This is a genomic window from Leucobacter allii, from assembly GCF_022919155.1.
Lineage (GTDB): Bacteria > Actinomycetota > Actinomycetes > Actinomycetales > Microbacteriaceae > Leucobacter > Leucobacter allii.
Window position 1 is genome coordinate 391,773 of sequence record NZ_CP095045.1, and the last position, 14,452, is coordinate 406,224.

Consider the following 14,452-nt stretch of genomic DNA (forward strand, 5'->3'; position numbering starts at 1 on the left):
GGGTACGGGCACGGGTGCAGACAGGCACGGGCGCGGGTGCGGGCGGGCGCGGGTGTCCGGTTCGGGGCGCGGGGTCGGCGACGCGGGATTCGGCGTCCGGTGCGTGTTCCGTCGGTTGTGGATGCGGCGTCGGTGAGTCGGGAATCGGCGTTTCGGGCTCACGGAAGCCGCATCGCTCACCGAAGCGGACCGGGAAGCGGACGGCGGACCGGGAACGGCACCGGGAGCGGGAGCGGAACCGGAAGCGGCACCGGGAGCGGCACGGGGAGGGGGAACGGAGCGGGAGCGGAGCGTCGCCGTGCGGCGGAGCGCGCCGCGTCAGCGTTCGACGCGTCCGACGAGCTCCGCCCAGGCGGCGGGCAGGGCGTCCGCGACGTCGCGGGCGGTGATCGGCCGCCCGGCCCCGCGGCCCTCGGGGTCGCCTGCGGCGATGCGAGCCGCGGCGTCGTGCAGCACGGCCGCGGTCGCGGCGAGTCGGACCGGCAGCGCGGCGTCGGCCCGCACGGCCTCGGCGTGCTGCGCGAGGAGCGCGCCGAGGGCGCCGGCCAGCACGTCGCCGGTGCCGGCGCTCGCGAGCCACGGCGTCGCCGGCCCAGCGTGCAGCACCTCGCCGTTCGGCGACGCGCAGCGGGTCACGGATCCCTTGAGCAGGACGGTGGCGCCGAGCTCGGCGGCGAGCTCCGCGACCGCGGCATCCCGGGCGGCGCCGTCAGCGGCGGAGTCGCGGCCCGACTCCGCCGCGCCGCGCTCGGCGAGGCGGGCGAACTCGCCGGCGTGCGGGGTGAGGACGAGCGGCGCGTGCTCCGATCCGATGCCTCGGACGAGATCGAGCGCGCCCGCGTCGACGACCACGGGCGCGGTGCCGCGCAGGAGTGCGCGCAGGGCCGCGGCTTCCGCCGCCGTGCGCAGCGCGGGATCGGTGCCGGAACCGATGACCCAGGCATCGCAGCGGCCCGTGCCGAACACGGTCTCGGGACGTGCGGCGAGCACCGCCGCCGCGGGCGCCGCGAGACCGGGGACCGCCGAGCGGGCGCCAGGGGACTCCGATCCCGGGACGTAGCGGACCATGCCGCTCCCCGCCCGCCAGGCGGCCTCGACCCCGAGCACCGCGGCCCCGGGGTAGCGCGCGGAACCCGTGCGGAGCCCCACGACGCCCCGGCGGTACTTGTCGTCGCCCGGGCCGGGGGAGCGCAGCAGCTCGGCCGCGCGTTCCCTGGTCCAGGCGGGGGCGTTCACGATCCCGACTGCTCCGTCCGGAGCCCGTCGAGGTAGTCGGCGACCGCCGCTTCGAGGGACGCGAGGGCCGTTTCGGCGGCGGCGCGGCGATCGGCGGCCGTGCCGACGTCGCTGAAGGTGTCGAGATACACCTTGAGCTTCGGCTCCGTGCCGCTCGGCCGGATCATGACGCGCGAGCCGTCCGCGAGGTCGTACCGCAGCACGTCGGCCGTGGACGCGATGCCGGCGGTCTCGATGCCCGCCACCGAGAGATCCTGCGCGCGTGCGACGGCCGTCTCGCCGAAGGCGCGGGGCGGGGTGCGCCTGGCGGCCGCGCTGAGCGCCGCCGCCGCGGCCTGCGACTCCAGGCGGAGCGTGACCTGCCCGCTCGCGAAATGGCCGAAGCGCTCGCTCGCCTCGTCGAGCCGATCCCACACGGTGCGCCCCTCCGCCGCGAGCTCGCGGACCATGGCGATGGCGTCGGCGCTCGCGGAGATGCCGTCCTTGTCGCGCACGATCTCCGGGTGCGTGAGATAGCCGAGCGCCTCCTCGAAGCCGAAGACGAGCTCGGGGACGCGGGAGACCCACTTGAAGCCGGAGAAGGTCTCGGCGTAGTCGAGCCCGTACTCGCGAGCCACCGCGCCGAGAGCGGGGGAGGAGACGATCGTGCACGCGAGGGCGCCGCGCGGCGAGCGGCCGGCGAGCGCGGCCCGCCGCACCTCCCGCTCCGCGGCCCGCCAGCCGAGCAGCAGCCCGAGTTCGTTGCCGGTGAGGCGCCGGTAGCCCGCGGGGTCCTCGGAGTGGGGGAGCGCGATGGCCAGGCGATCGGCGTCGGGATCGTGCGCGACGACGAGGGCCGCCTCCGCCGCTCGGGCCGTGCGGACGGCGAGGTCGAGCGCCCCGGGCTCCTCGGGGTTCGGGAAGGAGACGGTCGGGAAGGCGCCGTCAGGGCGATCCTGCTCCCGCACCACCGTCACGCGCGGCAGGCCGACGGCCCCGAAGACGCGCTGCGCGAGATCGGAGCCCACGCCGTGCATGGCCGTGTACACGATCCGCAGCTCGGTCCCGGACGCCGCGGCGACGCCGGAGCCCGAGGAATCCGCCGGGAGCCCGGCGAGCACCGCGGCCGCGGTCTCGGCGACGTAGGCGTCGGCGACGCCGCGCCCGAGCTCCGTGTACTCGACGGAGCGCGGGATGAGCGCGACGGGGGTCGAGCCGAAGACCTCGATCGCGGCGGCGATCTCCTGGTCGCTCGGCGCGACGATCTGCGAGCCGGCGTCGGCGTCGCCGAGGTACACCTTGTAGCCGTTGTCCTGGGGCGGGTTGTGGCTCGCGGTGATCATGACCCCGGCCGAGACGCCCAGGTGCCGCACGGCGAAGGCCGTGAGCGGCGTGGGCCCCGGCTCGGGCAGCAGGTAGACGCGGAGGCCGGCGCCCGTCATCACCGCCGCCGCATCGCGGGCGAAGACCGAGGAGCCGACGCGCCCGTCGTAGCCGACGACCACGGACGGCGGCGTGTCGCACGCGCCGCGCCGCGCACGGTCGAGGAGGAACGCGGCGAAGCCGGCGCTCGTCTGCGAGACCACGACGCGGTTCATGCGGCGCGGGCCCGCGCCGAGGCGGCCGCGCAACCCCGCCGTGCCGAAGGTCAGGCGACCCCCGAAGGCGTCCTCCAGCTCGGCCGCCGCGGCCGCGGCCGCCGCGGGATCGGGGCCCTCGGCGAGGGCGACGAGGCGGCGCACCTCCCCGCGAGTCTCGGGGTCGGGATCCTGCTTCGCCCACGCGCGGGCCTCGGCGATCCGCGTCGCGCCCTCCTCGGCTGCTGCCATGAGCTGATGCCCCTTCCCCCGGAACGTCGCGGATCCGGCACCGGGACCGCGCTCTGCTGAAGTGTTTTCAAGTTATCACCTCGAGCCCCGGCATCGGTCCCGACGGGCGCCGCCACGAACGGGACCTGCGAAGGGGCACGGCGAACGGGCTCAATGAACGGGCGCAGCGATCGGGCACTGCGCGAGGAACCGGTGAACGCTCCCGCGGTAGACTGGAGGCCGGCGACTGGGCGCCGCCCGCCTCCGCCCGTCAGCCCCGGTTCCGACGAAAGGCCCTCCCATGTGCGCACCCGTGCTCTGCTCCACCTGCCAGAAGACGACGTGGACCGGCTGCGGCGAGCACATCGAGGAGGCGCTCGCCGGCGTCGCCGCCGAGAACCGCTGCCGCTGCGCCCGATAGCCGGAGTTCCCGGCTTGCCGGCTGTTCCGCCCGCTCCGCCCGCTGCAGCGCGATGAGGCGCGCCGCGCGACGGGGGCACCCGCCCGCCGCCAGCAGGGGCCGCCCGCCCGCCGCGCGTCTCGGTCACCCGCCCGCCGCCCGCCCGTCGGCGCTCCGGCCATCCGCGCCGCCCCCTCGTCCGCCCGCGTCGCCGTATCGCTCGGCGCGAGGTCGCCGCAGCCGATCGCCGCCTGCACGGCGAGCCAGCACTCCGCGGTGTCCTCCATCGAGGAGAGGTCGCGGTCGATGATCTTCTCGATGCGCGAAACGCGCGCGATGAGGGTCTGGCGGTGGACGAAGAGCCGCTCCGCCGCCCGCACCCAGCTCCGGTTCTCCTCGAGGAAGACCCGCAGCGTCTGCGTCAGCGCGGTGCCCCGCTGGGCGTCGTAGGTCTGCAGCGGTCCGAGCACCTGACCGGCGATGCTGCGCAGCTGCTCGACGTCGTTCGGGAGGAAGAGCGAGCCGGTCGCCTGCTCCTCGTAGCGCAGCACCCGCCCGGGCTGATGGTTCCTGATGAGCGCGCTGCGCGCCTGCCGGAACGCCGCGGGCACGGCCGCGAGCTCGGTGAACGGCGCGCTCGCCCCGAGGCGTTCCACGGTTGCCGCGACGCTCTCCAAACGGGCGTCCGCCACCGCCCCGGACTCGGCGAGGAGGACGACCTGACCCTCCCGCACGGTCGCGAGCGCGGGCGTGCCGGCGGTCGCGAAGACCGCGTGCGCGCTCTCGAGCGCCGCGCGGACGTCGCCGGACTGGCCGACGGCGAGGATGAACGGCGGCGCGAGCCCGAATGCGGCGATGAGCTGCGTCGACGGGGCGCCCTGCCGCGACTCGTCGCAGAGATCGGCGAGCAGCAGCGAGCCGTGCAGCCATTCCCGGCGTCTGGCGGCCGCCCGGGTCGAGAGGGCGTTGCCCACGATCGCCGCGGCCTCCCGCAGCAGTTCGGGGTCCAGCCGGTTCGCCCCGTCGGCATGGAGCTCGGGGCTCGACGGGGCGTGCAGCACCGTCGCGAACGACGCGTCCCCGGTGCGCCGGACCGGTCCCGGACGCCCGCCCCCGCCGCTCGCGCGCACGGCGAGGCGCGCGCCGATGATGGCGCCGAGCGCGTCGAGCAGCGCGTCGAGCGGTGCATCGACGGCGTGCTCGCCGAGCGCCGCGTACATCCGCTCCGTCTGCGCCACCCGCTGCTCGCGCTCGGCCTGCGCGGCCTCCGCCACCGTCATGGCGAGGAGCACGTACGGGACCTCGTGCGCGGTGCGGAGCACGGGGAACCCCAGCGTCGTGGCGTAGGCGAGCGCCTGCTCGGTGATCGGCGCCGCCAGCATCTCCGGGTCGATCGCGACCGCGGCGATCCCGGCGCGCTGCATCCCCGCGATGTAGGCGCACTGGGCCTCGGGCGCCTCCGGGAAGCCGATCCCCGTGGTCATCACGAGCGCGCCGGGGCCGAGCCAGCGCCACGGCTCCGGTCGCTCGCACACGTGGGCCCAGGTGATGCGCCGCGACTCCCCGACCCCCGGCGTCAACGAGTCGGTGCGGACGGCCGGGGAATCGAGCAGCGACCTGACGGTGAACGCCATGCGAACCGTCTAGTGGCGCCGCGGATCGGTGCGGGAGGCGGCGGGAGCGCGCGAGTCGATCGCCACGCTCACCCGCGCAGCTCCCGGATCAGCGCGGTCGCGGCCCGGACGCCGGAGGCGACCGCGCCGGAGAGCGATTGCGCGAGCCCCGTGTGCTCGCCGGCGATGGCGACCCGGCCCGCGCTGCGCTCGAAGGCCCCCGCGTCGGCCGCGGTCCAGGCGAGGCCCGGCGCCGTGTACGCGCCTCGGGCCCAGGGGTCGTCCGCCCAGGTGGTGAGCAGCACGTCGCCGTCGATCTCGAGCTCCGGCCGCATCCGCCGCAGCTCCGCGACCCACCCCGCCGGTCCGCCCGCCACCCCGAGGGCGTCGAGGGCGGACGGACCGCCGGCGAAGGAGGAGAGCGCGTCGATGCGGTGCTCGCCGTCGACGGAGAGCGAGCGCCAGGACCACCAGGTGTGCTCGGGGTGCTGCAGCGCGATGTCGTCGTCGACGCGGGAGAGGGGCACGCCGAGCTTCGCCGCGACGCCCATGAAGCGGTGATCGAGGGCCAGCTGCTGCGCCTCGGGGAGCGCGAAGCCGAGGTCGAGGCCGCGCAGGATCGGGAGGGGCACGGCGAGGACCGCCGCATCGCCGTCGACGCGCGACCCGTCGGCGAGCACCGCCTGCACGCCGCGCGCCGACTGCTCGAGCCCGGTGATCGGGTGCTCGAGCCGCACGCGATCGCCGAGCCTGCGGGCGATCTCGACGGACAGCGACTGGTTGCCGCCGACGAGACGGCCGCCGTCCTCGACGTAGCCGCCGGCGGTCGCCGACTCGTGGAGCAGCACCGCCTCGGCGCTGACGAGCGCGGGGTCGGCCGCGGCCGAGGTGGTCGTGCGGCGGTAGACCGGATCGAGCCGGTAGTCCGCGCCGAGCGCCTCGGCGAAGGCGCGCTCGAGCGAGATCTCGCGCTCGCCGTCGGCGAGCATGCGGGAGAGGGCGGCGCGCACGCGCTCGGTGGTGTCCGCGAGCTCCGCGAAGGAGATCACCCGCCCATTGACGGTCCGGCGGCCGTAGCGCACGTGGTGCGACATGATCGGCACCTCCAGCTCGGCCGCGAGCCGGCGGATGGCGAACTCCGTCGGGAAGATGTACTCGCCGCCCCGCTCGGTGAGTTCGCCGTTGCCGAGCCGTTCGGACCAGGTGCGGCCGCCGACGCGATCCCGCGCCTCGAGCACGGTGCAGCGATGCCCGGCCTTCTCCAGTTCCCAGGCGGCGGTGAGGCCGGCGAGCCCCGCCCCGATGACGACGATGTCCATGCGCTGCTCCTTCGCGATCCGGTCGCGCCGCGATGCGCGCCGTACCCGTCCCATCGTAGGAGCGCCGCGGCCGCGGCGCTCGGGCGGCCGCGATCCGTCCGACGAAACCATATCTTCGTACGCCCGCGCGGTACGCCTCCGTACGAAGCTATGAATCTCGCGCTCCCGCGGTAACGAAGAGGTAACGGGCCGGGGGCCGGCCCGCGGCCGCGTTGGTAGCGTCGGGGCACCCGGCGGCTCCTGCGAGCCGCGGCGCTCGCCGACCGTCGGGTTCCACGATCACGACGAGGTGAGGGATGACGATGACCACTCTGAAGAATCCGAGGATGCGCCGGGGGCTCGGCCTCCTCGCCGGAACCGCGGCGCTCGCGCTCGCGCTCGTCGGGTGCAGCGGCGGCGACGACGCGGAGCCCGTGCCTGAACGCGATCTCGGTACGCCCGTCGCGGGCGAGATCGAGGAGGGCGCGCTCGCCGGCGCGAGCCTCACCTTCGCCGGCTCCGGCGGCGTCTTCCAGGACGGGCAGACCGAGGCGCTGTGGGATCCGTTCGCCGAGGCCTCCGGCGCCGCCTTCACGCAGGACGCGTTCGATGCGGGCAAGCTCAAGGCGATGGTCGACGCGGGCAACGTGAGCTGGGACATCGTCAACACGACCCAGTTCGACACGGCGCGCGGCTGCGGCACCCTCTACGAGGAGTACGACTACGACCAGATCGACACCTCGAAGATCCCCGAGGGGACGATCACCGACAAGTGCATGGTGCCGCAGATCCTCTACGGCCTCGTCGTGGTCTACAACACCGACGCCTTCGGCGACGACCCGCCGACGAGCGCCGCCGACTTCTTCGACACCGAGAAGTACCCGGGCAAGCGGACCGTGAGCCAGTCGACCTACGTCGACCCGCAGACCGTCGAGTTCGCCCTGACCGCTCAGGGCAAGGACGTCGCCGAGCTCTCGGTGGACGACATCGAGGGTGCCTTCGACATGTATCGCGGCCTCGGGGACGACGTGATCGGCTGGACGACCGGCGCGCAGGCCCAGCAGCAGCTCGAGGCCGGCGAGGCCGTCATGGGCCTCGTCTGGTCCGGGCGGGGCTACGGCGCAGCGGCCGCGGGCGCGCCGGTGGCACCCATGTGGGACGAGTGGATGATCATGGTCGACTCGAACGGCATTCCGAAGGGCGTGAAGGACAAGCAGGCCGCCTTCGCGGCCGTCAACTACTCCCTCGGCGCCGAGCAGCAGGCGAAGATGACGGAGCTCACCTCGTACGGCGGGGTGAACGTCGACGCCGAGCCGGAGATGGACGAGCTGCTCACGGAGTGGATGACGACCGAGCACCTGGACACCGGCATCTCCCCGAACGTCGACTTCTGGGTCGAGAACTACGATGCGCTCGCCGCGGCCTGGGCCGGCTGGGCGACCGGGAGCTGATCCGGTGAGCGAGGGATCCGTCACGGAGGCGATCGCGGTCGCCGGTGCCGGGCGGCGGAGGCGGGCGCCGGAGAACTGGCGTCCGCTGCTGCTGCTCGTGCCGGCGTTCGTGCTGGTGTCGCTCTTCTTCCTGGCGCCGCTGATCGACGTCTTCGTGCGTTCGGTCACGGACCCGCAGCCCGGACTGCAGAACTACGCGTGGCTCGTGTCGACCGAGGCGAACATCGCGGTGGTGCTGCGCACCTTCGGCACGGCGATCGCGGTGACCGCGGTGTGCCTGCTGCTCGCCTATCCGTACGCGTACCTCATGACGATCGTGTCGGACCGGACCCGGAATCTGATGCAGCTGTTCATCATGATGCCGCTGTGGACCTCGATCCTGGTCCGCACGCTCGCGTGGATGGTGCTGCTGCAGGACACGGGTCCGATCAACGGGCTGCTCGCGGCGTGGTTCGGGATCGGCCCGGTCCCGCTGATCCGCACGACGTTCGGGGTCGCGCTCGGCATGAGCCAGGTGCTGCTGCCGTTCATGGTGCTGCCGCTGTACTCGTCGATGGCGAAGATCGACAAGCGCCTGCTGCCCGCGGCGTCGAACCTCGGGGCGAACCCGGTGACCGCGTTCTTCACGGTGTACCTGCCGCTGTCGCGTCCGGGGATCTTCTCGGGAGGCGTGACGGTGTTCATCCTGGGGCTCGGGTTCTACATCATCCCGGCGCTCCTGGGCTCCTCGAAGGAGACGATGATCTCGGCGCTGATCCAGCAGCAGATCAGCGTGTTCCTGATGTGGGGGCAGGGCACGGCGCTGGGCGTGTTCCTGCTGCTGTGCACGATCCTGATCCTCGTGGTCGTGTCGCGCGTCAACAAGCAGGGCAGCCTGTTCCCGGGGGTGGAGCGATGACGAAGCGCCTGCTGGGAGTGTTCTCGGCGCTCATCGTGGTGTGGCTGATCGTGCCCACGCTCGTGATCGTCCCGATGTCGTTCAACTCGGCCCCGTCGTTCAACTTCCCGCCGCAGGGGTTCTCGACGCAGTGGTACGAGAACTTCTTCACGGACGCGTCGTGGCTGCGCGCCCTGTTCTCGTCGCTGCAGGTGGCGGTGCTCACGATGCTCGTGGCGACCACGGTGGGGGTGCTCGCGTCCCTCGGGCTCGCGAAGCTCCGCTTCCGGGGCAAGGGGCTCATGGAGGGGTACTTCCTGCTGCCGCTGATCGTGCCGGGCATCGTGCTCGCGGTGGGACTGTACTCGCTGTTCCTGCGGCTGGATCTGCTGGGCACGCTGCCCGGCTTCGTGCTCGCGCACACGATCGTGTCGATGCCGCTCGTGATCACGAACGTCATGGCGTCGCTGCAGGGCCTCGATCCGCGCCTCGAGCAGGCGTCGGCGAGCCTCGGCGCCGGGCGGGTGCGGACCTTCTTCTCGATCACGCTGCCGCTCATCGCCCCCGGGGTGACGGCGGGCGCCCTGTTCGCCTTCGTGACGTCGTTCGACGAGGTCGTGCTGTCCCTGTTCATCCAATCCCCCTCCCTGCAGACGCTGCCCGTGAAGATCTTCAACAGCGTCACCCAGACCAATGATCCGACGGTGGCGGCCGTCGCGGTGATCACGATGCTCACCTCGGTGGTCGTGATGCTCATCGCCCAGTTCGCCACGCGCAAGAGAAAGCGACCGGTAGCGTGAACGCTATGACTCATGACGACATCCCCGTTCCCGCGGGCGGCGCGCCGTCGCCCGGCGCGCCGCCCGCGGGCCCCCTGCCCGGCGGCGCCGGGGAGGCGGGGATCAGCCTGCAGCAGGTGACCAAGCGGTACGGGGATCAGGCCGTGGTCGACCGGGTGGATCTCACGATCGAGCCGGGCGAGTTCATGACCTTCCTCGGGCCGTCGGGATCGGGCAAGACGACGACGCTGAACATGATCGCGGGCTTCACGGGGGTGTCCGAGGGGGAGCTGCGCATCTACGGCAAGCCGGTCGCCAAACTTCCGCCGCACAAGCGGGAGATCGGCATGGTGTTCCAGAACTACGCCCTGTTCCCGCACAAGACCGTCGCGGAGAACATCGCGTACCCCTTGCAGCGGCGGAGGATCGCGAAGGACGAGCAGCGGCGCATGGTCGCGGACGCGCTGGGCATGGTGCGGATGGGGGAGTACGGGGATCGGTATCCGTCGGAGCTCTCGGGGGGCCAGCAGCAGCGCGTCGCGCTGGCGCGGGCGCTCGTCTACGAGCCGAGGGTGCTGCTGATGGATGAGCCGCTGGGCGCGCTCGACAAGAAGCTGCGGGAGTGGCTGCAGACCGAGATCAAGCGCATCCACCGGGAGGTGGGGTCGACGTTCGTGTACGTCACCCACGATCAGGAGGAGGCGCTGTCGATGTCGGACCGGATCGCGGTGTTCAACAACGGCCGGATCGAGCAGGTCGGGACCGCGGAGGATCTCTACGAGGCGCCGCAGACCCTGTTCGTGGGCCGGTTCCTGGGCGAATCGACGGTGCTCCTCGGGCGGGGCGCGCCGGACGGGGAGCGGCGCACGGCCGTCGACGTCGCCGGGCACCGGATCGTCGCCGACGGACAGCTGCCGCACGACGACCTCGCGATCCTCATCCGCCCGGAGAACCTGCGCCTCGAAGCCGCCGGTGCGGCGCCGACGGCCGAGCGCAACGCGATCCCGGTCACGATCCTCGACGTGACCTATCTCGGCGCGTCCCGGCGCTACGCCGTGCGGCTCCCCGACGGCACCGAGGGCGCGGTGCGGCTCGGTCAGGAGGCGCGCATCCACAACCTCGGCGACGAGGTCGCGATGACCTGGGAGGTCGCCGCGGGCGTGCTCCTCGTGAACACGGGCGAGGCGGGCGAATCCGCGACGTGAGCGGTGCGGGGCGCCGCGGGCGCCCCGCACGGCTCAGGCCTCGATGTCGACGTCCTTCGTCTCCTTCGTGAGGAGCAGGGAGACGAAGGTGACGAGCGCCGCCGCCGTGAGGTAGAGCCCCACGAGCAGGGGGCTGCCGTCCACGAGCCCCCACAGCCAGACGGCGATGATGGGGGCGAGCGCGGCGCCGAGGATCGACGACACGTTGTAGGCGACCGCCGAACCGGTGTAGCGCACGTTCGTCGGGAACATCTCCGGCAGGAAGGCGCCCATCGGGCCGAAGGTGAGACCCATGAGGGTGAAGCCGAGCGCGAGGAAGAACATCACCATCGGGGTGCTGCCGCCGCCGAGCATCGGCACGAACAGCAGGCCGAAGAGCGCGATGCCCGCGGTCACGACGAGCAGCGTCCTGCGGCGTCCGAAGCGATCCGCGAGCGGGCCGGAGACGAGGGTGAAGATGCCGAAGAAGACGACCCCGAAGACGAGCATGAGGATGAAGGAGTTGTACGCGTAGCCGGCGCCGGGCACCTCGGCATCGGTGGGCCGCGTGCCGTAGGTGAGCGTGTACGAGGTCATCAGATAGAAGAGCACGTACGTCGCGAGCATCGCGAAGGTGCCGAGGATGAGGCCCTTCCAATGGAAGCGGAAGGCCACGGCGAGCGGCATGCGCGTCACCCCGCCCGTCTGCTTCGCGCGCTCGAACGCCTGCGACTCGACGAGCTTGAGTCGCACCCAGAGGCCGACGATCACCATGACCGCGGAGAACAGGAACGGGATGCGCCAGCCCCACTCGAGGAAGGCCGCGGAGGGCTGCCCGGGGGTCGCGGGGTCGGCGAGCGCGATGTTGATGACGTAGAACAGCATGTTCGCGATGATGAAGCCGATGGGGGCGCCCAGCTGCGGGAAGGTGCCGTACCAGGCGCGCTTGTCCTCCGGGGCGTTCTCGGTGGCGACGAGCGCGGCGCCCGACCATTCGCCGCCGAGCGCGAAGCCCTGGGCGAGGCGCATGACGAGCAGGAGCACGGCGGCCCAGGCGCCCACCTGGGCGTGCGTGGGGAGCACGCCGATGAGGAACGTGGCGACGCCCATGGTCAGCAGCGAGGCGACGAGCGTGGCCTTGCGGCCCATCCGATCGCCGAGGTGCCCGAAGAAGATCGCGCCGACGGGGCGGGCGAGCATCGCGGCGCCGAAGGTGGCGAAGGACGCGAGGAGCGCGGTCGTCTCGTTGCCGGTCGGGAAGAAGAGATGCGGGAAGACGAGGACCGCGGCCGTCGCGTAGACGTAGAAGTCGTAGAACTCGATGGTGGTGCCGACGAGGCTCGCGAGGATCACGCGAGCGGGCGAGTTGCGCGGCTGGGTCGTCGGGGCTGCTGGGGTGGCTGACACGGGGAGGGCTTTCGGATCGCGGGGGGCGCGTGCAGCTAAGTCGAGGTCGGGCTCAGTGCGCGACTTCGGGCGTGCCCGCTTGTGGCGGAACGCAGCCATGATACGCCGGTTCGGCGCGGAATTCACCCCGGCGGCCGGTGCCCCGGGCCGTGCGGGCCGGATCCGGGTCCGGACCCGGGCCCGCTCGGACTACCGGCCGACGACCAGGATCTCGTGCGGCAGCTTCGAGAGCAGGCTCGTGCGCTCCTCCTCGATCACGAAGGTGTCGAGCAGGCCGATCCCGCACATGCTCTCGAAGTTCGCGACGGTACCGGCCTCGAACACCCGGTCGTCGTCCTCCCCGCCGACGACCGTGAACTTCCACTCGCCGACCCAGTCGGGCGGGAAGGCGATGCCCATCTCGTAGCCGCCGATCCAGACGCTCGAGTTCAGCTCGAAGACGCCGGCGTCGCGGTAGTAGGCGTAGAGCTCCGCGTTGACGTCGCCGATCCGCACGCCGGGCCGCGCGCGCTCGGTGAGGATCTCGAAGCCCCCGGTGAGCACGCGCATGAGCTCGACGGCGCCGCGCGGCGGCTCGCGGAACGCGTAGAGCTGCGAGCGGTTCGCGTGGTAGCGCTTGAAGACCCCGCAGGGGTCGACGTCGAGGAAGTCGTCCTCGGTGATGACGCGGTGCCCGGAGATCTCGTGGTACACCCCGAGGGCGGCGAGTCCGACGAAGGCGACCTGGTGCAGTCCGGCGGGCTCGCCGCCGGCCGCCGACAGTCCGCGGATGAGCTCGCCGTGGGCCTCGAGCTCCGTCATGCCCGGCCGGAGCACGCTCGCGAGGTGGAGGAGCCCGGCGTCGCAGATCTCCGCCGCCCGCTTGACGGCCTCGAGCTCGGCGGGGGACTTCACGAGGCGGACGCGGCGAGAGGTGAGGGTCGCGTCGACGACGCGCCCGCCCGCGGTCATGAGGGCGCCCTCGACCATGCGGGACACCGCGGGGTTCGGGATCGCCGAGAACAGCTCCAGCCCGACGGTGGCGCCCGCCACCCAGCCGGCCGCCGAGATCTCCTTGACGATGAAGCCGAGCATGCCGTCGCGCTCGTACCGGGGGAGCAGCCGCACGTCGCGCGCCACCGAGGTGCGCCGGATCATCTCGGCGTGCTCGATGCCCTCGAACAGGATGTACCCCGCGTCGACCCGCACCACGGTGCAGGTGAGCGGGCGCCAGTCCCGCGGGCCGTTGGCCTTGTACCAGCGCAGCGCGAGCCCGTGCAGCCAGTTCTGCGCCTCGGGCGAGGAGAGCACGAGCGTATCGATCCCGTCCTCGGCCATGGCGCGCTGCAGGCGCGCGAGCCGCGAGGCGTACTCCTCCTCGCTGAACGCGATGTGCGGGTCCGTGCCCGTGATCCGTTCCTGCTGCTCGTGAATGAACCGTGTGATCGTCGAATCGAGCATGCTCACCTCTGCGTGTCTCCGTCGGGTGTGGGGTGCGCCCGTCGGACCGGCCGACGCTGGCGCGATTGTGATAATAACATATTATTGCAGCCGGTCCCGCTGCTCCGGTCGCGCCCCGTCCGCGCGCGGTGGTACGGCGCCTCAGGCGGTCGGCGTGTCGAGCAGGGCCGCGGCGATGAGCTCCGGCGTGAGCGCGGGGGGATCCGAGAGGCGCCCGTCCCGTCCGCTCGCGGCGATCGCGGTCGCGGCGGTGTCGGCGTCGACGCCGAGCTGGGTCGTCACCCACTCGGTGAGGATGCCGAGCATCACCTCGGGCGCGAAGGCCCCGGGCTCGGCGAGCGTGCGGATCGAGAGGCCGTCCATCAGCGCGAGGATGCCGGTCGCGGTGCGGCGGGGGTCCGCTCCCGAGGGGAGGCGCCCCTCGGCGGAGAGGCGCCGCAGCGCGGCCTCGAGGGGGCGCGCCCAGAGCTCGTAGATCTGGGTGGCGAGTCCGCGGATGCGCTCGGATCGGCCCGACGCGGCCCAGAGCTCGCTCCAGAATCCCCAGCGCTCGGGGAAGGCGACGGTGCCGTAGACGTGCAGGCGGATCATGCCGTAGACGACCTCGAGGGGATCCTCGTCGCCGACGCGGTGCGCCCCCTCCCGGGAGATGACGCGCATCATGGCGCCGAAGGTCTCGTCGATGAGGTTCTCCCGCGTGTCGAAGTAGTGCTGGACGAGGCCGAGGCTCACCCCCGACTCGCGCGCGATGTCCTTGAGCTTCGCCGCGACGACGCCGTCTCGGGAGATGACGCGGATCGCGCCGTCCAGGATCTCGGCCCGCCTCCGCGTCGCCAGGTCGATGTCGGCGGCGTCGGTGCGGTGGTCGGCTGCGATGGTCACGCGGGCTCCCTCGGTGTCGTGCGCGTGCGGTCCGCGCGCCGGGCTCGGTGAGTCTTACCCTACGGTCGCGGGCGACGCGCGGCTTGCGCGGTAACAAT

At 72.8% G+C, this 14,452-nt stretch carries 11 protein-coding genes; 4 read left to right on the top strand and 7 right to left on the bottom strand.

Translation table 11 applies throughout. The annotated features are described in order from the left end of the window. Window positions 1-318: 318 nt before the first annotated feature. From MUN78_RS01710 to MUN78_RS01725, 4 genes are all read right to left on the bottom strand, one after another. Window positions 319-1,239 carry an ADP-dependent NAD(P)H-hydrate dehydratase gene (locus MUN78_RS01710; RefSeq protein WP_429952316.1) on the bottom strand — a complete coding sequence of 307 codons (921 nt, stop codon included), beginning with the start codon at window positions 1,237-1,239 and terminating at the stop codon, window positions 319-321. After that, window positions 1,233-3,044, bottom strand: coding sequence for a phospho-sugar mutase (locus MUN78_RS01715; RefSeq protein WP_244728369.1), 1,812 nt, complete (start codon window positions 3,042-3,044; stop codon window positions 1,233-1,235). The genes MUN78_RS01710 and MUN78_RS01715 overlap by 7 nt, the downstream gene beginning before the upstream one ends. Before the next feature lie 150 nt (window positions 3,045-3,194). After that, a complete protein-coding gene (locus MUN78_RS01720; RefSeq protein WP_244728371.1) occupies window positions 3,195-5,057 on the bottom strand; it encodes a PucR family transcriptional regulator in 1,863 nt (620 codons plus the stop codon). A 68-nt stretch (window positions 5,058-5,125) separates the two neighbouring features. Further along, a complete protein-coding gene (locus MUN78_RS01725; RefSeq protein ID WP_346730604.1) occupies window positions 5,126-6,466 on the bottom strand; it encodes a flavin monoamine oxidase family protein in 1,341 nt (446 codons plus the stop codon). 191 nt (window positions 6,467-6,657) lie between these two features. Here MUN78_RS01725 and MUN78_RS01730 point away from each other — a divergent pair, with 191 nt between their 5' ends. From MUN78_RS01730 to MUN78_RS01745, 4 genes are read left to right on the top strand one after another with little or no spacing between them, the layout of a single operon-like run. Further along, window positions 6,658-7,785 carry an extracellular solute-binding protein gene (locus tag MUN78_RS01730; RefSeq protein WP_244728375.1) on the top strand — a complete coding sequence of 376 codons (1,128 nt, stop codon included), beginning with the start codon at window positions 6,658-6,660 and terminating at the stop codon, window positions 7,783-7,785. 4 nt (window positions 7,786-7,789) lie between these two features. Then, a complete protein-coding gene (locus MUN78_RS01735) occupies window positions 7,790-8,683 on the top strand; it encodes an ABC transporter permease (protein WP_244728376.1) in 894 nt (297 codons plus the stop codon). Further along, window positions 8,680-9,462 carry an ABC transporter permease gene (locus MUN78_RS01740; RefSeq protein WP_244692718.1) on the top strand — a complete coding sequence of 261 codons (783 nt, stop codon included), beginning with the start codon at window positions 8,680-8,682 and terminating at the stop codon, window positions 9,460-9,462. Before MUN78_RS01735 ends, MUN78_RS01740 begins: the two co-directional genes overlap by 4 nt. 5 nt (window positions 9,463-9,467) lie before the next feature. Next, complete coding sequence (locus tag MUN78_RS01745; protein WP_244728378.1) at window positions 9,468-10,646, top strand: ABC transporter ATP-binding protein; 1,179 nt, start codon at window positions 9,468-9,470, stop codon at window positions 10,644-10,646. A gap of 33 nt (window positions 10,647-10,679) precedes the next feature. On the opposite strand, the gene MUN78_RS01750 is transcribed toward MUN78_RS01745, so the two are convergent. The 3 genes from MUN78_RS01750 to MUN78_RS01760 form a co-directional block, all read right to left on the bottom strand. Beyond that, on the bottom strand, window positions 10,680-12,032 hold the full coding sequence (locus tag MUN78_RS01750) for an MFS transporter (RefSeq protein ID WP_244728380.1): 1,353 nt from the start codon (window positions 12,030-12,032) through the stop codon (window positions 10,680-10,682). 189 nt (window positions 12,033-12,221) lie between these two features. Next, a complete protein-coding gene (locus MUN78_RS01755) occupies window positions 12,222-13,472 on the bottom strand; it encodes a M24 family metallopeptidase (protein WP_244729979.1) in 1,251 nt (416 codons plus the stop codon). A 141-nt stretch (window positions 13,473-13,613) separates the two neighbouring features. Then, a complete protein-coding gene (locus tag MUN78_RS01760; protein WP_244692721.1) occupies window positions 13,614-14,354 on the bottom strand; it encodes a TetR/AcrR family transcriptional regulator in 741 nt (246 codons plus the stop codon). Between the last annotated feature and the right edge of the window lie 98 nt (window positions 14,355-14,452).